The 19,346-nt window shown below is 70.5% G+C and carries 17 protein-coding genes and 2 riboswitches; of the genes, 13 read left to right on the top strand and 4 right to left on the bottom strand.

Annotation, left to right across the window (positions count from 1 at the left end; all coding sequences use genetic code 11):
* Positions 1-182: 182 nt before the first annotated feature.
* Positions 183-1,886 carry an AMP-dependent synthetase/ligase gene (locus tag OU415_RS13795; protein ID WP_270949115.1) on the top strand — a complete coding sequence of 568 codons (1,704 nt, stop codon included), beginning with the start codon at positions 183-185 and terminating at the stop codon, positions 1,884-1,886.
* 157 nt (positions 1,887-2,043) lie between these two features.
* A complete protein-coding gene (locus OU415_RS13790; protein ID WP_270949114.1) occupies positions 2,044-2,400 on the top strand; it encodes a VOC family protein in 357 nt (118 codons plus the stop codon).
* 35 nt (positions 2,401-2,435) lie between these two features.
* Here the strand turns inward: OU415_RS13790 and OU415_RS13785 are convergent, their stop codons facing one another.
* Entirely contained in the window at positions 2,436-3,752 is a 1,317-nt protein-coding gene (locus OU415_RS13785; RefSeq protein ID WP_270949113.1) for an MFS transporter, read from the bottom strand.
* Positions 3,753-4,038: 286 nt separating this feature from the next.
* Between OU415_RS13785 and OU415_RS13780 the strand changes: the two genes are divergently transcribed.
* The 3 genes from OU415_RS13780 (at position 4,039) to OU415_RS13770 (ending at position 5,252) form a co-directional block, all read left to right on the top strand.
* A complete protein-coding gene (locus tag OU415_RS13780; protein ID WP_270949112.1) occupies positions 4,039-4,449 on the top strand; it encodes an SSI family serine proteinase inhibitor in 411 nt (136 codons plus the stop codon).
* A 75-nt stretch (positions 4,450-4,524) separates the two neighbouring features.
* Positions 4,525-4,917 (top strand): YidH family protein, encoded by a 393-nt coding sequence (locus OU415_RS13775; protein WP_270949111.1) that lies wholly within the window; start codon positions 4,525-4,527, stop codon positions 4,915-4,917.
* A 2-nt stretch (positions 4,918-4,919) separates the two neighbouring features.
* Positions 4,920-5,252 (top strand): DUF202 domain-containing protein, encoded by a 333-nt coding sequence (locus tag OU415_RS13770; RefSeq protein ID WP_270949110.1) that lies wholly within the window; start codon positions 4,920-4,922, stop codon positions 5,250-5,252.
* Between the two features lie 18 nt (positions 5,253-5,270).
* On the opposite strand, the gene OU415_RS13765 is transcribed toward OU415_RS13770, so the two are convergent.
* A complete protein-coding gene (locus OU415_RS13765) occupies positions 5,271-5,882 on the bottom strand; it encodes a TetR/AcrR family transcriptional regulator (protein ID WP_270949109.1) in 612 nt (203 codons plus the stop codon).
* A gap of 124 nt (positions 5,883-6,006) precedes the next feature.
* Between OU415_RS13765 and OU415_RS13760 the strand changes: the two genes are divergently transcribed.
* Together OU415_RS13760 and OU415_RS13755 are read left to right on the top strand one after the other, a co-directional pair.
* On the top strand, positions 6,007-6,747 hold the full coding sequence (locus OU415_RS13760; protein WP_270949108.1) for an SDR family NAD(P)-dependent oxidoreductase: 741 nt from the start codon (positions 6,007-6,009) through the stop codon (positions 6,745-6,747).
* Positions 6,748-6,764: 17 nt separating this feature from the next.
* Entirely contained in the window at positions 6,765-7,082 is a 318-nt protein-coding gene (locus tag OU415_RS13755; RefSeq protein ID WP_270949107.1) for a DMT family transporter, read from the top strand.
* A 36-nt stretch (positions 7,083-7,118) separates the two neighbouring features.
* Here the strand turns inward: OU415_RS13755 and OU415_RS13750 are convergent, their stop codons facing one another.
* Both OU415_RS13750 and gcvH read right to left on the bottom strand, forming a co-directional pair.
* Positions 7,119-8,471, bottom strand: coding sequence for an L-serine ammonia-lyase (locus OU415_RS13750; RefSeq protein ID WP_270949106.1), 1,353 nt, complete (start codon positions 8,469-8,471; stop codon positions 7,119-7,121).
* A 26-nt stretch (positions 8,472-8,497) separates the two neighbouring features.
* Positions 8,498-8,869 (bottom strand): glycine cleavage system protein GcvH, encoded by a 372-nt coding sequence (gene gcvH / locus OU415_RS13745; RefSeq protein WP_270949105.1) that lies wholly within the window; start codon positions 8,867-8,869, stop codon positions 8,498-8,500.
* A gap of 56 nt (positions 8,870-8,925) precedes the next feature.
* A riboswitch (glycine riboswitch) is annotated at positions 8,926-9,023 on the bottom strand.
* A riboswitch (glycine riboswitch) is annotated at positions 9,024-9,118 on the bottom strand.
* A gap of 97 nt (positions 9,119-9,215) precedes the next feature.
* On the opposite strand from gcvH, the gene OU415_RS13740 reads away from it, so the two are divergent.
* The 6 genes from OU415_RS13740 (at position 9,216) to OU415_RS13715 (ending at position 19,012) form a co-directional block, all read left to right on the top strand.
* Entirely contained in the window at positions 9,216-10,769 is a 1,554-nt protein-coding gene (locus OU415_RS13740) for a PucR family transcriptional regulator (RefSeq protein WP_270949104.1), read from the top strand.
* Positions 10,770-10,884: 115 nt separating this feature from the next.
* Positions 10,885-11,997: an alanine dehydrogenase gene (gene ald, locus OU415_RS13735; RefSeq protein ID WP_270949103.1), complete on the top strand. Its 1,113-nt coding sequence runs from the start codon at positions 10,885-10,887 to the stop codon at positions 11,995-11,997.
* Between the two features lie 489 nt (positions 11,998-12,486).
* Entirely contained in the window at positions 12,487-13,020 is a 534-nt protein-coding gene (locus OU415_RS13730) for a hypothetical protein (RefSeq protein WP_270949102.1), read from the top strand.
* Between the two features lie 104 nt (positions 13,021-13,124).
* Positions 13,125-14,114 (top strand): ABC transporter ATP-binding protein, encoded by a 990-nt coding sequence (locus tag OU415_RS13725; protein WP_270949101.1) that lies wholly within the window; start codon positions 13,125-13,127, stop codon positions 14,112-14,114.
* Positions 14,114-14,968 carry an ABC transporter permease gene (locus OU415_RS13720; RefSeq protein ID WP_270949100.1) on the top strand — a complete coding sequence of 285 codons (855 nt, stop codon included), beginning with the start codon at positions 14,114-14,116 and terminating at the stop codon, positions 14,966-14,968. The genes OU415_RS13725 and OU415_RS13720 overlap by 1 nt, the downstream gene beginning before the upstream one ends.
* Before the next feature lie 402 nt (positions 14,969-15,370).
* Positions 15,371-19,012 (top strand): ABC transporter ATP-binding protein, encoded by a 3,642-nt coding sequence (locus OU415_RS13715; protein WP_333777743.1) that lies wholly within the window; start codon positions 15,371-15,373, stop codon positions 19,010-19,012.
* The last annotated feature ends 334 nt before the right edge of the window (positions 19,013-19,346 follow it).

The following is a 19,346-nucleotide window of genomic DNA, read 5'->3' as shown; positions in this document are numbered from 1 at the left end:
GCGCCGAGACTGGGCTGTTCGGCTAGCGGCGAATACAAGATCAACGAGTCTGTCAGACGACCTCGGATTCGGCCTGCTGGGGTAATGGCGAATTCCCCACTGGCCAACGCCGCACTTGGTGGGGTTTCATCGCGTCACGGCTTTCACGTCGTACTGGGCACGTCGAGGGGAGCTCAGCAGCGATGAAGGATTCGGAGGCGTGGGCGGTCGCCGCGCTGGAAACGACGGTCCCGCAGCTGTTCTCGCGCAACGTCGCGGAGTTCCCGCAGCAGCCCGCGCTGACCGACGGAGATCGCACGCTGACCTGGGCGCAGGCCCACCACGAGGTCGAGGTGCTGGCCGCCGGGCTCGCCGGGCTCGGCCTGCAGCGCGGCCAGCCGCTGCTGATCATGGTGCCGAACCGGGTCGAGCACTGGCTGATCGACGTCGCCGCCACCCACCTCGGCGCGGTGCCGTGCACGCTCTACCCCACGCTCAGCCAGGACCAGGTGCACTACGTCGCCCACCACAACCGCGCCAAGGTGGTGCTGCTCGACGGTGCCGACCAGCTGCGGCGCTGGTCGAAGACGCTGCGCAACGCCTCCGACCTCGAGCACGTCGTGGTGCTCGACGAGGAGGCGATGGTCTCGGCCGACGAGCGGTTCCGGACCTGGGACCGGCTGCGGGCGCTCGGCGAGCGGCGGCTGCGGGAGGATCCCGAGCTGGTGCAGCGCGCTTCGGCAGCCGTCCGCCCGGCGGATCCGGCCGCGATCCTCTACACCTCCGGCACCACGGGGCAGCAGAAGGGCGTGGTGGTGACGCACCGCAACATCTGCTTCGGGGCCGCCGCCCTGCACCAGGCCACGCAGGCCGAACGGCACTCGACGCGGATCAGCTACCTGCCGCTGGCGCACATCGCCGAGCGGATGGTGGGGATCTACGCGGCCATCCACGACGTCGCCCACGTGCACTTCTGCGCCGACCAGCAGAAGCTGGCCGCGGCGCTGGGGCGCACCCGGCCGTACCTGTTCTTCGCCGTCCCCCGGGTCTGGGAGAAGCTCGCCGCCGCGTTCCGCGACGTCCCGCCCGACCAGCGCTCGCGGGCCGGGCGGCGGCTGCGGACCCGGCTCGGGCTGGACCACGCCGGATGGCCGTCCAGCGGGGCCGCGCCGATCGACCGCGAGCTGCTGGACCTGTTCAGCAGCATCGGCGTGGACATCTTCGAGCTGTGGGGCCTGACCGAGACCAGCGGCTGCGCGACCACGAACCGCGCCGGGGCGCACCGCCCCGGAACGGTGGGCCGGGCGCTGCCGGGCGTGGAGGTGCGGATCGCCGACGACGGCGAGGTGCTGGTGCGCGGTCCCCTGGTGTGCGCGGGATACCTCGAACCGGACGGTGCGATCGAGCCGGTCACCGACATCGACGGGTGGCTGCACACCGGCGACGTCGGCGTGCTCGACGCGGACGGGTACCTGTCGATCACCGATCGCAAGAAGGAGCTGATCATCTCCTCCGGTGGCAAGAACATCGCGCCGACCGCGGTGGAGAACGCGCTGCGGGCGCATCCGCTGCTGGGGCACGCGCTGGTGTTCGGCGACCGCCGGCCCTACCTGGTGGCGCTGCTGGTGCTCGACGAGGACACGGCGCCGAAGTGGGCGCGCGAACGCGGCATCACCTTCGCATCGCTGGGCGAACTCGCCGAGCACCCGGCGGTCCAGGCCGAAGTGGCCGCCGCGGTGGCGGCCGCGAACGAGCGCTTGAACCGCCCGGAACAGGTCAAGCGCTACCGGGTGCTCGCGCACCCGTGGGGCGTCGAGAACGGCGAGCTGACGCCGACGTTGAAACTCAAGCGCCGGGTGATCCACGAGAAGTACGCCGACGTCATCGACCAGCTCTACACCACCTGACGACCGATGATTTTCGGTCGCGACCCGGGTCCACCCAGACGCGACGACCGTTCGCGGAAGTCGCAGTTTCAATTGAAACTGCAGACCTCCCCCACGGAGGATCACAGTTTCAATTGAAACTGCGGTGGAACCCGCCCCGGAACCGAGAAGGATTCACATGGCCATCCAAGCGATCGTCATCACACCGGACTTGGACCGTTTGCAGAGCTTCTACCAGGAGTTGCTCGGCGCCCAGGAGATCGTGCGCATGCCCGAGGACGGGCCCACGTTCTTCATCGACCTGGACATCGACGGGGACCGGCTGGGGCTGGTCAACAACGGGGACGTGGAGGTCGGCGAGCCGGGCCGGGTCCTGCTGAGCTTCAGCGTCGACGACGTCGACGAGCTGCTCGAACGGGTCGAACCGGCCGGCGGGCAGGTGATGGGGCCGGCCAACGACATGCCGTGGGGCCAGCGCGTCGCGCACATCAAGGACCCGGACGGCAACGCGGTGAACCTGACCCAGCAGATCTGACGGGGGCGGGCGCACCGCCCGCCCCCCCGGACTCCTCACACCTGCGCGGGTTCGGGCTCGTCGGCCCGGGCCCACCGGGTGGGTTCACCGGTGATCACCAGGCAGGTCACCGTGATCAGCGCGCCGATCACCAGGTACGCGGCGATCGGCCAGGACGCCCCGCCGGACAGGCCCAGCAGTGCCGTCGCCACGACCGGCGACAAGCCGCCGCCGAGCACCGAACCGCTCTGGTAGCCCAAGGACACGCCGGTGTAGCGGACCTTCGTGGCGAACAGCTCCGCGCAGAACGCCGCCATCGGGCCGAAGACCGCCGCCGACCCCGCGTAGCCCAGGGTCATCGCCAGCACGATCAGCGCCGGGTCCGCGGTGTCCAGCAGCCAGAACATCGGGAACGCGTACAGCGCGAGGAAGATCCCGCCGCCGAGCATCACCCGCGTGCGGCCGAGGCGGTCCGAGAGGTGGGAGAACAGCAGGATCCCGGCGATCTGCGCCGCCGATCCGCACAGGCTGCCCAGCAGCATCACGTCCCGGGTCACGTCGAGCTTCTCGGTGCCGTAGGTCAGCAGGAACGTGGTCAGGATGAAGATGAACGTGTTGAAGCCCAGGTTCACCCCGGCCGACAGCAGGATCTGCCGCCAGGACTTCGAGAACGCCTCCGCGACCGGCATCCTCGCCCGCTCACCGCGCTGCCGGATCTTCGCGAACTCCGGGCTCTCGGCCAGCCGCAACCGCACGTACAACCCCACCCCGACCAGCACCAGGCTGACCAGGAACGGCACCCGCCAACCCCAGGTGAGGAACTCGTCGCCGGACAGGGCGGTCGCCCCGGCGAAAGCACCGGTGGCCAGGAACATCCCGGTCGGCGAGCCCAGGAAGGTCCACCCGCCGTACCAGCCCTGCCGGTTCGGCGGCGCGTGCTCCACCGCCATCAGCACCGCGCCGCCCTGCTCGCCGCCGAGGAAGAAGCCCTGCACCAGGCGCAACGTCACCAGCAGCAGCGGCGCCCACACCCCGACCTGCTGGTAGGTGGGCAGCAGGCCGATCAGCGCGGTGCACACGCCCGTCACGCTCAGCGTGATCACCAGCATCCGCTTGCGTCCCACCAGGTCGCCGAAGTGCCCGATGACCGCGGCGCCCAGCGGCCGGGCCAGGAACCCGGCGCCGAAGGTGGCGAACGCCAGCAGCGCGCCCACCCACGGGTCTCCGGAGGGGAAGAACAGCTTGTTGAACACCACGGCCGCCGCGGTGCCGTAGATCAGGAAGTCGTAGAGCTCGATCGTGTTGCCCACCGCGCTCGCGAACGCGGCCTTGCGCACCGCGACGCGGTCCGGACCCGCGGGTGCCGATGCCATCTGGTCTCCTGTCCCTCGCGAAAGCGCCCCGGGAGCGATCGCCGCGGGGTCCGCGCCTCACGATGGCGCAGAGATCGTCGAAAGGTCCACCACCTTTTCGCGCAGCGCCGCTCGGTCGAGCGATGCCGGATCTCGTCAACGACGTCCGTTCTGTGACGGTTCGTGCAGCAACCCTGGCCGGGCGAACCCCTTTCCGGTGGTCCAGGTGCGCTTGGTGCCGCACTTCGAAGGGCCGCGGCGATAAAGGGAAGCGGAATGTCTCTCCAAACCCAGGAGGATCGACGAGATGGTTGACACACGGCTCACCGGCCGCACCTTCCTCGCCGCAGCGACCCTCGCAGGCGCTGCACTCGTCCCGGCGATGGCCAACGCGGAACCCGCGGCGGAGCAGGCCGGGAGCACGCTGCACCTCACCGTCAGCGGCCAGAACCGCGACGAACTCCCGCGGAACGTGGTGCTGAGCTGTCATCCGGCAGGCGGCACGCACCCGAACGCCGGCTCGGCGTGCCAGACGCTCGAGGCGGTCAACGGCGACCTGAACCAGCTGACGGCAGGCCAAGCGATCTGCAACCTGAACTACCAGCCGGTGACCTACAGCGCGCGCGGCACCTGGCAAGGACGACCGGTGACGTTCGAGAAGACGTACTCGAACCAGTGCGTGGCGGACGCGTCAACGGGCAAGGTGTTCGCCTTCTGACCTGCGACGTCGGGCCCCGCAGCTCGCGGGGCCCGACGGCGCGGTCACGCTCCGCGCTCGGGTTACCGTGAGCGCATGGAGACCGACCGGGAAGCTGACGATCCGCGCTGGCCGAAGCGGCTCTACGAGCAGGGCGAGGAACCGGATCCCCGGTTCACCCTCGCCAACGAGCGCACCTTCCTGGCCTGGATCCGCACCGCGCTGGCGCTGATGGCCGGTGGCGTCGGACTGGAGGCGCTCAACGCGGTCGTCGACCGCCCGAATCCACTCCGGACCGCTCTCGCGGTGATGCTGCTGCTCGCCGGAGTGCTGTGCAGCGCAACGGCTTTCGCCCGGTGGATGTCCACCGAGCGCGCCTTGCGGCAGGGGCGTCCGCTGCCCGCGCCGCGCTTCGCGCCGGTGCTCGGGTACGGGCTCGGCGTGATCGGCGTGGCCGCCTGCGTCCTGCTGTTCGTCACCGGGATCTGATCGTGGCGGACCGGCCGGACGGCCCGTGGGATCCGGGCCTGCAGATCGAGCGCACCACCCTGGCCTGGTTGCGGACGACACTCGCGTTCATCGTGGGGATGTTGGTGCTGCTGCGCCTCGTGGGGCACGAGAACCTCGTGGCCGCGCTGATCTTCGCGGTGCTGGCGCTGCCGCTCGGGCTCGCCATCACCTGGCTGGTCTGGCGTCGACACCTGACCAGCGAACGACGACTGCACGCCCGCGCTCCGCTCCCCGGTGGCGCCCTACCTGCCGCGATGACCGCGCTCGCCGTGCTGGCGGGCTGCACCGGCCTGGCCTACATCCTGTTCGCCTGACCCGGCGTCCAGTGTGGACTATCCCGATGCGCCGACCAGGCCGGGCCACGCCACCATCGCGCAGTCGATGATCGCGTGCGCGGTTTCGCGGGAACAGCCGTCTCGGGCCTGGATCGACAAGCCCTGCAGCACGGTCAGGTAGAACGAGGCGATCGCCGCGATGTCCGCACCGGCCGGCACGTCACCTTCGGCGACCGCGCGTTCCAGCCGCGAGTGCACCGCCCGGTAGTCGCTTTCGCGGCACTCGGCCAGGAATTCCTGGACGCGCTGGTTGTCCGGGCCGCAGTTGGTCGCCGAGAGCACGACCATGCACCCCCTCGGCGTGCTCGGGTCCACATAGGCGTCGGCGTTGTCGCGCAGCATGGCTTCGATCGCCTGGCGCGCGGTCGGGTGCTTCTGGAGCGAATGCTCGCCCACTGCTTCTTCGGCGCTGTTGTAGAGCGCGATCGCCTCGCGGAACAGCGCCTCCTTGGAGCCGAATGCCGCGTAGAGGCTCGGTGAGCTGATGCCCATCGCCCTGGTGAGGTCGCTCAGCGCCGTCGCCTCGTAACCCCGCTCCCAGAACAGCAGCATCGCGGCCTGCAGCGCGGCTTCGCGGTCGAAACTGCGCGGGCGACCTGGCGGCGGCATCGCACCCTCCTCCGATCTCGGCGCGGTCATCATCCCGGTCGACGCCGCAGTTCCCTCCGTTGACGCCCAGGGTAACCCGTGCTAGCCATTTATATATCGTTCGATATAGAAAAATGAGGTGCTCATGGGGTCTCTAACAGGCAAGGTCGCACTGGTGACCGGCGGCGGGCGCGGGATCGGCGCCGGTATCGCCGAACGACTGGCCACCGACGGCGCCGACGTCGCGATCACCTACAACACCGCTGCCGAACGGGCCGCTGCCGTCGTCGGGAAGATCGAGGAGACCGGTCGCCGAGGCCTGGCGATCGCCGCCCCGGCCTCCGACGTCGACGCGGTGGCGCGAGCGGTGCGGCGGACGGTCGACGAATTCGGCCGGCTGGACGTCCTGGTCAACAACGCCGGGATCTTCACCTACGCACCGATCGACGAGCTGAGCCTCGAGCAGTTCGACGAGACCGTCGCGGTCCACGTGCGCGCGGTGTTCGTGGCCGTGCGGACCGCTGTCGAGCACCTGCCCGAGGGCGGCCGGATCATCAACATCGGGAGCAACCTCGCCGAACGGGTTCCCGGCCCCGGCCTGAGCCTGTACTCGCTGAGCAAGTCCGCGTTGACCGGCTTCACCAAGGGCCTCGCCCGCGACCTGGGCCCGCGCGGCATCACGGCCAACGTGGTCCACCCCGGCTCCACGGACACCGAGATGAACCCGGCCGACGGGGCGGATGCCGACGCCGAGCGGGCGCTGACCGCGCTCGGCCGCTACTCGACCCCCGCCGACATCGCGGCCACCGTCTCGCACCTGGCCGGCGAATCCGGCCGGAACATCACCGGCACCTCGATCACGGTCGACGCCGGCGCCAACGCCTGAGGACGGGAGGAACCGCGATGCCCTGGGTCGTCCTCGTCGTCGCCGGACTGCTCGAGATCGTCTGGTCGCTGGCGTTGAAGCACGCCGAAGGCATGACCCGGCTGTGGCCCGCGGTCGTGGGGATCGGGGTCGCCATGATCAGCCTCGGGATGCTGTCAGTGGCGTTGAAGCACCTGCCGGTCGGCAGCGCCTACGCGATCTGGGTCGGCATCGGCACGGTCGGCGTCGCCGTCGTGGGCATGCTCGCGCTCGGCGAACCCGCGACGTGGCCGCGCCTGGCGTTCCTGGCGCTGATCGTGGTCGGCATCGCCGGCCTGAAGTTCGTCGAAGCCTGAGCGCGGGCGCGGGAAAGTCCCCGCGCCCGCGCCGGTTCAGCATTCGATGACGTTGACCGCGAGTCCGCCGCGGGCCGTCTCCTTGTACTTGACCTTCATGTCCCGGCCGGTCTCCCGCATCGTCTTGATCACCTTGTCCAGCGAGACGAAGTGGTTGCCATCACCGCGCAACGCCATCCGCGCCGCCGTGATCGCCTTGACCGAGGCCACCGCGTTGCGCTCGATGCACGGGATCTGCACCAGACCGCCGATCGGATCGCAGGTCAGCCCCAGGTTGTGCTCCATCGCGATCTCGGCTGCGTTCTCCACCTGACGCGGCGTCCCGCCGAGCACCTCGGCCAGCCCGGCCGCGGCCATGGAGCACGCCGAACCGACCTCGCCCTGGCACCCGACCTCCGCGCCGGAGATCGAGGCGTTCTCCTTGAACAACACCCCGACAGCCCCGGCCGCCAGCAAGAACCGCACCACACCATCATCGTCCGCACCGGGCACGAACCGGGTGTAGTAGTGCAGCACCGCCGGGACGATGCCGGCCGCACCGTTGGTCGGCGCGGTCACCACCCGCCCACCGGCCGCGTTCTCCTCGTTCACCGCCAGCGCGAACAGCGTGACCCACTCCAGCGGATCGTCCTGCGCGGTCAACGACCCGGCCAGCTCCGCGGCCCGCCGCTTGACCTTCAACCCGCCCGGCAGCTCACCGGTGTTGCGGCAGCCGTTGTCCACGCACTCCCGCATGACGTGCCAGATCTCCAACAGCTCCTTGCGCACGGCATCCTCGCCACGCCAGGACAACTCGTTGGCCAGCATCACGCCGCTGATCGACAAACCCGACTCCGCGGTGCGCTCGAGCAGCTCCACACCGGTGCGGAACGGCAGCCGCAACTCGGTCTCGTCCGGTTTGATCCGGTCGGACCCCGTCGCGTCCTCGTCGACGACGAAACCACCACCCACCGAGTAGTACACCGCGCTGTCCAGCTCGACGTCCCCGGCGAAAGCGGTGAACCGCATGCCGTTCGGATGCACCGGCAACGACCTGCGCCGGTGCATCACCAGATCCCGATCACCGTTGAACCGGATCTCATGCGTCCCGTCCAGGCGCAACCGCCCCGTCGCACCGATCTCGACCACCCGGTCCGCCACCGCGGCCGGATCCACGACCTCCGGGCTGTGGCCCTCCAAGCCCAACAGCACCGCCTTCGGGCTGCCATGCCCGTGACCGGTCGCCCCCAACGAACCGAACAACTCCGCCTTGACCCGTGTGACCTGCAGCAACCGGCCCTCATCGCGCAGTCGCCGCGCGAACCGCTTGGCCGCCCGCATCGGCCCCACGGTGTGCGAACTCGACGGCCCGATGCCCACCGAGAACAGGTCGAAGACACTGATCGCCATTGATCGCCTCCGCTGCTGCCCTGGTCCTACTGCTCGATCAATTCGGCGTACTGCTCCGCGGTGAGCACAGCACCGGTACCGGTGGCGCGCACCTCCAGCAGCCAGCCGCCCGCGAACGGCTCGGCGTTGACCAGCGCCGGGTCGTCCACGACGGCCTCGTTGACCGCCACGACCTCGCCGGTCACCGGCGCGAACAGGTCGCTCACGGACTTGGTCGACTCCAGCTCACCGCAGGTCTGACCGGCCTCGATCTGCTCGCCGACCTCGGGCAGCTGCACGAAGACGATGTCGCCGAGCGCCTCGGCGGCGTGCTCGGTGATGCCGACGCGGACCAGCTCGTCGCGGTCCTCGATCCACTCGTGCTCTTCGGTGTAGCGCAGGTTCTGCGGCAGGGACATGGTGGGAGGCTCCAAGGCTGCTCGGAGGGCGCGGGCGCGCCCGGAAAATGTGCTGGGCCTCCCCCTCTGTTTCGGGACCTGAGAGCTTCGCCGCAGACCTGCGGCTTGCACCGTGGGTGGCGCGCCAGCGGTGGCGCGCGCTTTCCAGAGTTGCCTCGCCCGAACGGTCATGGGTGCCTGAGAGTTTGTGGGGAGTCTTGCTCCTTCGGCGCCCCGCAGCTGGTGCGAGGTCTCTCCCGCACGGGGTCGACGGCCGGTATGCGATTGTCAGACTGCTCAGCAACGATAAACGTGCCCGTCCAGGCGTCACAACGCCCCCGGCGGCCGCTGCTCCAGGAGGCCGGTGATGCTCGACGTCCGAGCGCTGGTCGAACGGGTCGGCCCGACCCTGCTGCGCTCGGTGGTCGTCCCGGAATCGACCGCGTGCGTCGGCGACGTGGTCATCGCCGAACCCGACCAGCACCTGACCGTCGTCGACGGCGACCTCGTGCTGGGCGTGGCCGTCGCGGACCGCGAGCAGGCGGCGGCGCTGGTGCGCGTCTGCGGCGACCGGGGTGCTTCCGCGGTGCTGCTGAAACCGCCGGTCTCCGCTGACGAGCGCATCGTCGCCGCGGCTGAGGCCGCCGGGGTCGCGCTGGTCGAGGTCCGGGCGGAAACCGCGTGGGCCCAGCTGGTCTGGCTGATCAGGGCGGCGCTGGCCAGGACCGACATCGACGAGGCGGGCGCGCGCAGCCCCGGCGTCGGCGATCTGTTCCGGCTCGCCGACGCGGTGGCCGACGTGGTGGACGCACCGGTGACGATCGAGGACGCGCACTCGCAGGTGCTGGCCTACTCGGCCCAGCAGGACCTCACCGATCCCGCGCGGGTCTCGACGATCATGGGGCGCAGGCAGCCGGACGACGTGCTGGCCAAGTTCCGGGCGCACGGCACCTTCCGCAAGCTCAGCAAGGGCAGTTCGGCGATCTTCGTGCCCGCCCAGCAGGACGGCACGCTGCCCCGGCTGGTGGTGCCGATCAGGATGGGCGGCGAGCTGCTCGGATCCATGTGGGCGGTGGTGCCCGAGGAGGTTTCCGAAGAGCGCGCGACGGCGTTCGCCGACACCGCTCCCCTGGTCGCGCTGCAGCTGCTGCGCTGGCGCGCGGTCGCCGACGCCGAACGGCGGCGCAGCGCGGAGCAGGTGCAGCTGCTGCTGGACGGCGGTGAGGGCTGGCGGGCCGCGGCCAACGAGCTGGCCGTCCCGAACGAGCAGCACCGGGTGATCGCGATCGAGATGCCCGCCTCCGCCGGACCGGCCGAAGGGCACCGGCTGGCGCTGTGGGAGTGGATCACCCGCGGGATCGGCCGACGCCCGCTGGTCACCGAGATCGGCACGATGCTCTACGCGGTGGTGCCGGACCGCGACCGCGGCGGCTGGCAGGAGCTGCGCAACGCGCTCGCCTCGCACGACATGTCACCGCGCCCGCTGATCGCGGTGGGCACCTCGGTGTCGGTGGCCGACCTGCACCAGTCGCGGTCGCAGGCCGAAGAGCTGGTCAGCCTGCTGCGCACCGGCCAGCTGCAGGAACGGGTCGCGGTCTACGAGGACTACTGGCACCTGCTGGTGCTCAGCCGCATGGCGGGCGCGGCGACCGACGCGGGCATCGGTGCGCTGGGACCGCTGCAGGTCCTGCGCGAGCACGACCGCACCCAGGGCACCGAGTACCTGGCGACGCTGCGCGCGTGGCTGCGCCACCCCGGCGACCCGCGGCAGGCGAGCCAGGAGCTGAACGTGCACCCGAACACCTTCCGCTACCGGATGAAACGGCTCACCCAACTCGTCGACATCGACCTGGACGACCCGGACGTCCGCTCCGCGCTGCTGGTCCAACTGCTCGCCGAACGCTGGGCGCAACACGGCTGATCCTTTGTGCTGCGAGCACAAAGGGACCGGGGCAATCTCATCGCGCGGGAATGATGCGCCCCCGGCAGCGGCGGCGGATCGTTGTGCGCGACACAGGTGACGAAAGGATTCCGCCGTGAAGATCGCCGTCCCGCGGGAGATCAAGAACAACGAGTACCGGGTCGCGCTCACGCCTGCGGGCGTCCACGAGCTGAGCAGCCGCGGGCACGACGTCTTCGTCGAGGCCAACGCGGGCGCCGGCTCTTCCATCCCGGACGAGGACTACCTCGCCGCGGGCGCGAAGGTCCTGCCCAGCGCCGACGACGTGTGGGCGGAAGGCCAACTGGTGCTCAAGGTCAAGGAGCCGATCGCCGAGGAGTACCCGCGGCTGCGCCGCGACCAGGTGCTGTTCACCTACCTGCACCTGGCCGCCGACGCCGCGCTGACCGACGCGATGCTGGACTCCGGCGTCACCGGCATCGCCTACGAAACGGTGCAGACCGCCAACGGCAGCCTGCCGCTGCTCGCGCCGATGAGCGAGGTCGCCGGCCGGCTCGCCCCGCAGGTCGGCGCCTACTCGCTGATGCGCCCGAGCGGCGGTCGCGGCGTGCTGCCGGGCGGTGTTCCCGGCGTGCACCCGGCGCGGGTCGTGGTGATCGGCGGCGGTGTCGCAGGCCTCAACGCCGCGCGCGTCGCGATGGGCATGGGCTCCGACGTGGAGCTGCTGGACACCAACGTCGACAAGCTGCGCGAGATCGACCGCGACTTCCACGGCCAGATCCGCACGGTGACCTCCAACCGCTACTCCGTCGAGCAGGCGGTGCGCGCCGCCGACATGGTCATCGGCGCGGTGCTGATCCCGGGCGCGAAGGCGCCGAAGCTGGTCTCCAACCACCTGGTGTCGGAGATGAAGCCGGGCAGCGTGCTGGTGGACATCGCGATCGACCAGGGCGGCTGCTTCGCCGACTCCCGCCCGACCACCCACGACGACCCGACCTACCGGGTGCACGACTCGGTCTTCTACTGCGTGGCGAACATGCCGGGCGCGGTCCCCAACACCTCGACCCACGCCCTGACCAACGTGACCCTCCCCTACGTCCTGCGCATCGCGGACCTGGGCTGGCGCGAAGCCTCCCGAGCGGACGCGGCCCTGGCGGCGGGCCTCAACACCCACGACGGCCACCTCGTCAACGCCCCGGTCGCCGAAGCCCACAACCGAACCAGCACCCCCCTCACCGAAGTCCTCTGACCTCGGAACACCAACGGCCCCTCCACCGCACCCGGTGCAGGGGCCGTTGCCATGCCCGCAAATTCAATGGAAATCGGGCATGCGATTTCAATGGAAGTTGCGGCACGTCGGCGTGTCGGCACCCGACACACCGACACCTGTGGACAACTCGCGCAAATTCAATGGAAATCGGATGTCCAAATTCCATTGAATTTTGATGCCGGACCAGACGGCTGCGCAGAACGAGTCTGGGAGAGATCAGAGCGGGGCGGCCCGCTCAACCAGCCTGGGGGTCACCGGGAGCAGGCCGCCACCGTCAGTGTAGGGCACGCTGGGCCGTTTGCCGACGACGCGAGAGGCCGCTCGGCGGGCATTTTGGAGCCGAATCGATAACCACTCGATGGAGTGAGCCCTGGGGCCTGGCCGTGCAGGCGTGGACACCGCCTGCCGATGTCACCCGTTGGGGGCAGCCCGGGAACGGGTTGCCGAACCACTGCGACGGGAGGCGATGTGGCGGACACGGCGTTGCGCAAGGCGGTGCTCGACCGGCTCGACAACCTGGACCGGGTGGTGGACGACGACGCCGCCGAAGTGCTGCTCCCGGTCGCCCGTTCCGAGCTCTACCGGCTCACCGCCGGGTTCCGGGCGCTGCTCGACGAGCACCAGCCCGACGAGGACGGCCGGTGTCCTTCCTGCCAGGGCACGCTGCGCAGCCGGCCTTGGCCGTGCACGGTGTGGCTGACCGCGCACCGGCAGCTCATCGGCGACCACTCCGGCACCCCGACGCGCACCAAGCGGATGGACGCGCTGCGCCGGAAGTTGCGCCGCAAGCCCGCCCAGCGGGAAGCCGGCGTCGAGGTCATCCCGGAGCCGATCGTGTCCTCGGTCGGCAGCGGCCCCAGCGACTGGGACACCAACGAGTTCACCCGCCCCGACCTGACCGTCGGATCGCCGACCCCGCCACCGGCCGGCGGCCACCTCGAAACCGATCACCGCAAGATCCACCGGGCCTCGGTGGTCGACCGCGGCATCCAGTGGCCTTAGAACCAGCTGTGAGCTGGTCGGGAAAACCGCCACTCCGCACATTCACCTCGCTTCGTCCGGCAGGATGGGCGGCGATCCAGTGAACGGGTGATGTTGGAGGGCGTGTGCACGACGGCAGCGGCCGGATCATCGTGCAAGGTCTCAGCAAGCGCTACGGACCGCTGAGCGCGGTCCAGGACCTTGACTTCGCGGTGCGGCCAGGCACGGTTACCGGGTTCCTCGGGCCCAACGGGTCCGGGAAGACCACGACGCTGCGCATGATCCTCGGCCTGATCACGCCCACCTCGGGCACCGCCACGATCAACGGCCTGCCGTTCCACCAGCTGCCGAACCCCGCTTCGGTGATCGGCGCCGTCCTCGACGCGCAGAGCTTCCACCCTGGCCGCACCGCGCAGAACCACCTGCGCTGCTACGCCGCGGCGATGAACGTGCCGGACGAGCAGGCCGATCGGGCGCTGGAGCTGGTCGGGCTGGCGCCTGCCGCCAAGCGCAAGCCCAGCGGGTTCTCGCTCGGCATGCGGCAGCGGTTGTCGCTGGCCACGGCACTGCTGGGCGATCCGCAGGTGCTGGTGCTGGACGAGCCGGCCAACGGGCTGGACCCGGAGGGCATCGCCTGGCTGCGCAACTTCCTGAAGGCCTTCGCCGCCAGCGGCCGCACCGTGCTCATGTCCAGCCACTTCCTGCGGGAGATCGAGCACACCGTCGACCAGCTGGTGGTGATCAGCCGGGGCCGCTGCGTCTACGACGGCAGCATCGACCAGCTGCGCTCCGCCCAGCAGTCCCGCGCCCTGGTGCAGGCCGCGGACCCGGGTGCGCTGGCCGCCGAGCTGCAGGCGTCCGGGTACCGGGTCGAGTCCCTGCCGGACGGCCGGCTGGCCGTGCTGGGCGCGGATTCCCGCCAGGTGGCCGACATCGCGCTGGCCGCCGGGGTCGCGCTCTACGGCATGCAGGACGAGCGGATCGGTCTGGAGCAGCTGTTCTTCCAGCTCACCAGCGGCCAGTACACCGGTGTCCCGCAGGCCGGTCCCGGTGCCGAGGTGTGGGCACGACCGGCGCAGAGCGGCGACCAGCGCGGACTCGGGGGGAGCGTGTGATGGGCGCGCTGATCAAGGCGGAGTTCCGGAAGATCTTCACGACCAACCTGTGGTGGGCGCTGCTCATCCCGGTGGCGCTGATCGGCTTCGGAGCCGGGTGGATGGGCACCGCGTTCGTGTCGATCATCAACGGCTTCGCGGTGCTGGACCGGCCGGTGCCGCTGGCGCTGCTGTCGGTGACCACCTCGGCGAACTTCAGCACCGTCTTCGGCATGCTGTTCGGGGCGCTGTCGATCTCCGGCGAGTACCGGAACAAGACCATCACGACCAGCTTCCTGACCAGCAACCCGCGCAGTGCCGTGCTGGCCGCGAAGCTGATCACGGCTGCGGCCATCGGCGCCGGGTACGGGCTGGTCAACGCGCTGTGCGCGAGCCTCGGCGGGCTGATCGGCGCGGTCCAGGACATCGGGAGCTTCGGCGACGTCGCCGACTGGTTGAGCGTGGGCGGCGCCAGCGTCCTGTCGATGACGCTGTGGACGCTGGCCGGCGTCGGGTTCGGCGCGCTCGTCTCCAACGCCGTGCTGGCGATCATCCTGCCGCTGGCCTACAAGTTCGTCGTCGAGTTCATCATCTCGATGGCGCTGGTGGGCTCCAACGTCTCCGGCATCGGCCCGTACCTGCCGGGGTCGGCGGGCAACGGGATCGTGTCCAACCTGGCGGTGCCGCTGTTCGTCGCGGCGGTGGCCGGACCGGACGAACCCGAGGTGCCGAAGGTCGCCTTCGACGCCCTGCACCTGGTCTTCGGCGGCAGCTACGGCCACGCCTGGTGGGCGAGCCTCCTGACCTTCCTCGGCTACACGGCCCTGTTCGTCGCGGGTGGCTGGTGGGCCAACCAACGCAGAGACATCGCCTGATGCCTGTCTTCGAACCTGGTTCTTGATCTTTTGCTTGGATTCGCCGCCAGGCGAATAGCCCACCCCCGCAACTCGCACCGCCGCGGGTTCTCAGCGTTCGCCTGGCGAGGACGGCCAATCCGCCGTGTATTGGCGCATACATCAGGGTTGGCACCCGCAGTCCAGGCGGGCGCTGAGGTTCCGCCACCGGCACCGCCACGCAGAAGGAGAGCTTCAGACAAGCTCGGAAATCTTGATCCGCCGGTTGGCGGGGTCACACCGGAGGTTCGGGCGCGGTGCAGGGTCGGTGGTGCGTCCTAGTCTGGCTAGGTGAGCGACTCCGGCAATCCCGCGTCATCTGGTGGTTGGATCCGTCGCCTCTTCGCCGCTTGTCGACGGCACCCTGTCGCCCTCTCCTTGGCGATGGGTGCGTCCGTCACAGCGGTCGGGTTGGAGGCGCTGGTTCCGCTGCTGACCAAGGTGGCGGTGGACGACGCCGTCGCGCGCACCACCGACCAGCTGTGGTTGATCGTGGTCGCGCTGCTGGTGCTCGGCGTGTTCCGCTTCGGCGCGGCGTTCGTGCGCCGCTACAGCGCGGGTCGGTTGGCGCTGGACGTGCAGCACGACTTGCGCCGCGCGGTGTTCGGCGCGATGCAGCGGCTGGACGGCGGCAAGCAGGACGCGTTGCGCACCGGGCAGGTGGTGTCGCGGTCGATCAGCGACCTGCAGCTGGTGAACTCGCTGCTGGCGATGCTGCCGCTGGCGGCCGGGACCGCGGTGCTGGCGCTGTTCGCGATCATCGCCATGCTGTGGCTGTCACCGCTGCTCACCGTGGTTTCGCTGGTCATCGCGCCGCTGATCGCGGTGGTCACCGCGCGCAGCAAGAAGCGGTTGTTCCCGGCGACCTGGTCGGCGCAGCAGCGCGCCGCCGACATCGCCCAGCACGTCGAGGAAACCGTCACCGGTGTTCGGGTGGTCAAGGGCTTCGGGCAGGAGGAGCGCGAGGTCGGGCGGCTGCGGACCCGCGCGCGGCGGTTGTTCGGCGAGCGGCTGCGCGCCGCGCGCATGACGTCCACACCGGCGGCGAGCCTGGCCGCGCTGCCCTCGGCCGGACAGGTCGGGGTGCTGGGCCTCGGCGGCTGGATGGTGCTGAACGAGCAGGTGAGCCTGGGCACGTTCGTGGCCTTCGCCGGGTACGTGGCGATGCTGTCCGGGCCGGCCCGGATGTTGTCCAGCGTGGTGATCCAGGCGCAGCTGGCGCGCGCTGGTGCCGAGCGGATCAACGAGCTGATCGACTCGCAGCCCGAGGTGCAGGAGAAGCCGGACGCGGTGCGGCTGCCGGAGGGCCCGCTGGAGGTCCGGTTCGACGACGTGACCTTCGGCTACACCCGCGATCAACCGGTGCTGTCGGAGGCATCGCTGCAGGTCCGACCGGGTGAGACGGTGGCGCTGGTGGGCCCGGCGGGCTCGGGCAAGTCGACGGTTTCGCTGCTGCTGCCGCGCTTCTACGACGTGCACTCGGGCGGCGTCTCGATCCGGCCCGCCGCCGACGGCGCGGCCGCGCACGACATCCGCGACCTGCGGTTGGACTCGCTGCGCAGCGCGGTGGGCGTGGTGTTCGAGGAGGCGTTCCTGTTCTCCGACACCATCCGCGGCAACATCGCCTACGGCCGTCCGGACGCCTCGGAAGCCGACGTGATCGCAGCGGCCGAGGCCGCCGAGGCGCACGAGTTCATCACCTCGCTCCCCCAGGGCTACGACACCGAGGTCGGCGAGCGCGGTCTCACCCTCTCCGGCGGGCAGCGCCAGCGGGTGGCGCTCGCGCGGGCGCTGCTGTCGAACCCGCGGATCCTGGTGCTCGACGACGCCACGTCGGCCGTCGACCCGGCGACCGAAGCGGCGATCCACGACACCCTGCGCTCGGTGACCGCCCAGCGCACGACGCTGCTGATCGCGCACCGCCGCTCGACGCTCGCGCTGGCCGACCGGATCGCCGTGCTCGACGAGGGCCGGGTGGTCGACGTCGGCACCGAGGAGGAGCTGTCGCAGCGCTGCGAGCTGTTCCGGTCGCTGCTGGCCGGGCCCGGCGAGTCCATCGACAACCGCCGCAGCGCCCTCGCCCCGAGCGACTCCGACATCACCCCCGAGCTGTGGCCGGAGCCGGAGGAGCCCGAACCCGTCGCCGCCGCTCCGATGGCGGGGTCGCGCGGCATGGCCGGCACGTCGATGCCGCCGACTCCGGAGCTGGTCGAGGGCATCCGGAAGCTGCCGCCGACGACCGACGAACCGGACCTGCGCGGCGAGGACCCGACCGCGCCCGACCCCGACTTCAAGCTGTCCCGGCTGCTGCGGCCGATCCGCTGGGGCCTGCTGCTGACCGTGCTGCTGGTCGCCGGCGACGCGCTGACCTCGGTCACCCTGCCGTCTCTGGTGCGCCAGGGCGTCGACGGCGGTGTCGGCACCGGGAACGCCGACGTCCTGTGGTGGGCGACCGGCGTGGCCGCGGTGATCGTCGGTTTCGGCTGGCTGGTGGTCAAGCTGCAGACCGTGGTCACCGCCCGGACCGGTGAAACCCTGCTCTACCTGCTGCGGTTGCGCAGCTTCGCGCACCTGCAGCGGCTCGGCCTGGACTACTACGAGCGCGAGCTGGCCGGCCGGATCATGACCCGGATGACCACCGACGTCGACGCCCTGTCGACGTTCCTGCAGACCGGTCTGGCGACGTTCGTGGTCAGCGTGCTCACCCTGTTCGGCATCGCGGGCGCGCTGCTGATCACCGACGCGTCGCTGGCGCTGGTCGCGATGGCCGTGCTTCCGGTGCTGCTGGTGGCGACGGCGATCTTCCGCCGGGTCTCCTCGATCGCCTACGCCGAAGCGCGGGAGCGGGTCAGCACGGTCAACGCCGACCTGCAGGAGAACGTCTCGGGCATGCGGGTGGCGCAGGCGCACCGGCGCGAGGGGCACGCGGCGAAGGTGTTCGCGCAGCGCAGCGACGCCTACCGCCGGTCGCGGCTGCGGGCCCAGCGCTACATCGCCACCTACTTCCCGTTCGTCGCGCTGCTGTCCGAGATCGCCCAGGCCGCGGTGCTCGGCGTCGGCGCCGCGCGGGTCGCTTCCGGCGACCTGACGGCTGGTGTGCTGGTCGCGTTCCTGCTCTACCTCGGGTTGTTCTTCTCACCGGTGCAGCAGCTGTCCGGCGTCTTCGACGGCTACCAGCAGGCGATGGTCGGGTTGCGGCGCATCGGTGACCTGCTGCGCACGCCGACCTCGGTGCCCGCGCCGGACGATCCGGCGCCGGTGCCCGAGCGCTTCAGCGGCGAGGTCGAGCTGCGGTCGGTGTCGTTCCGCTACCCGGGCACCGAGCAGTACGCGCTGCGCGACGTGTCGCTGCGGGTGCGCCCCGGCGAGACCGTCGCGCTGGTCGGCGCCACCGGCGCGGGCAAGTCGACGCTGATCAAGCTGATCGCCCGGTTCTACGACGTCACCGACGGCGCGGTGCTGGTCGACGGGGTGGACGTCCGCCACTACGACCTGGCGGCGTTCCACCAGCGGCTGGCGGTGGTGCCGCAGGAGGGGCACCTGTTCACCGGCGACGTCGCGGACAACATCGCCTACGCGCGGCCGGACGCCGAGCCGGTCGAGGTGGAGGGCGCGGCGCGGGCCGTCGGCGCGCTGCCGGGGATCGCGATGCTGAACAGCGGGTTCCGCCAGCAGGTCGGCGAGCGCGGCCGGGGGCTGTCCGCCGGTCAGCGGCAGCTGGTCGCGCTGGCGCGCGCGGAGCTGGTCGATCCCGACGTCCTGCTGCTCGACGAGGCGACCGCGGCGCTGGACCCGGCCACCGAGTCGATGGTGATCGCGGCCAGCGACCAGCTCGCCGCGCAGCGCACCACGTTCGTCGTCGCGCACCGCTTGGCGACGGCGGCCCGCGCGGACCGCATCGTGGTCGTCGACGACGGCCGCATCGTCGAGCAGGGCTCCCACGCGCGGCTTCTCGCCGAAGGCGGTCACTACACCCGCCTCTGGCACGCAGCGGACCCCAGTACCCAAACCTCCAACATCGCCTGAACCGGACACGCTCCGCAGTCGGGTGAACACTGCGAGATGACGCATCAGTGCTGGTGAGACGGGTGGTTTCACGCTGTCTGGGATTCGGGAGAGCAGGTCACGGCCCGGGAACACAGCGTGTCGTTGAAACGTCATACTGGTTGTGGGCGACAACCCAGATGGAGTACTAGCAAGCGACGCTGAACCGCAAGTGAGGCAGCCAGGGTGCGGCCGTTGATCGTTCGCGCGAGCCGAACCGGGTCGATCCCGGCGCAAGCTGGGCTTTCCTGATCGATTTTGTGACCGAGCTCGTCAGCCGAACGGCCGTCCTGTGTGCCAACCTCGCGAATCGGAC

The sequence above is a fragment of the Saccharopolyspora oryzae genome, from assembly GCF_027853915.1.
GTDB classification, from domain to species: Bacteria; Actinomycetota; Actinomycetes; order Mycobacteriales; family Pseudonocardiaceae; genus Saccharopolyspora; species Saccharopolyspora oryzae.
This window is presented reverse-complemented; position numbering and strand designations above follow the sequence as displayed.

Coding starts and splice junctions, on each gene's coding strand:
- OU415_RS13795 (WP_270949115.1), top strand. CDS start 183: ATGAAGGATTCGGAGGCGTGGGCGGTCGCCGCGCTGGAAACGACGGTC.
- OU415_RS13790 (WP_270949114.1), top strand. CDS start 2,044: ATGGCCATCCAAGCGATCGTCATCACACCGGACTTGGACCGTTTGCAG.
- OU415_RS13785 (WP_270949113.1), bottom strand. CDS start 3,752: ATGGCATCGGCACCCGCGGGTCCGGACCGCGTCGCGGTGCGCAAGGCC.
- OU415_RS13780 (WP_270949112.1), top strand. CDS start 4,039: ATGGTTGACACACGGCTCACCGGCCGCACCTTCCTCGCCGCAGCGACC.
- OU415_RS13775 (WP_270949111.1), top strand. CDS start 4,525: ATGGAGACCGACCGGGAAGCTGACGATCCGCGCTGGCCGAAGCGGCTC.
- OU415_RS13765 (WP_270949109.1), bottom strand. CDS start 5,882: ATGCCGCCGCCAGGTCGCCCGCGCAGTTTCGACCGCGAAGCCGCGCTG.
- OU415_RS13760 (WP_270949108.1), top strand. CDS start 6,007: ATGGGGTCTCTAACAGGCAAGGTCGCACTGGTGACCGGCGGCGGGCGC.
- OU415_RS13755 (WP_270949107.1), top strand. CDS start 6,765: ATGCCCTGGGTCGTCCTCGTCGTCGCCGGACTGCTCGAGATCGTCTGG.
- OU415_RS13750 (WP_270949106.1), bottom strand. CDS start 8,471: ATGGCGATCAGTGTCTTCGACCTGTTCTCGGTGGGCATCGGGCCGTCG.
- gcvH (WP_270949105.1), bottom strand. CDS start 8,869: ATGTCCCTGCCGCAGAACCTGCGCTACACCGAAGAGCACGAGTGGATC.
- OU415_RS13740 (WP_270949104.1), top strand. CDS start 9,216: ATGCTCGACGTCCGAGCGCTGGTCGAACGGGTCGGCCCGACCCTGCTG.
- OU415_RS13720 (WP_270949100.1), top strand. CDS start 14,114: ATGGGCGCGCTGATCAAGGCGGAGTTCCGGAAGATCTTCACGACCAAC.
- OU415_RS13715 (WP_333777743.1), top strand. CDS start 15,371: ATGGGTGCGTCCGTCACAGCGGTCGGGTTGGAGGCGCTGGTTCCGCTG.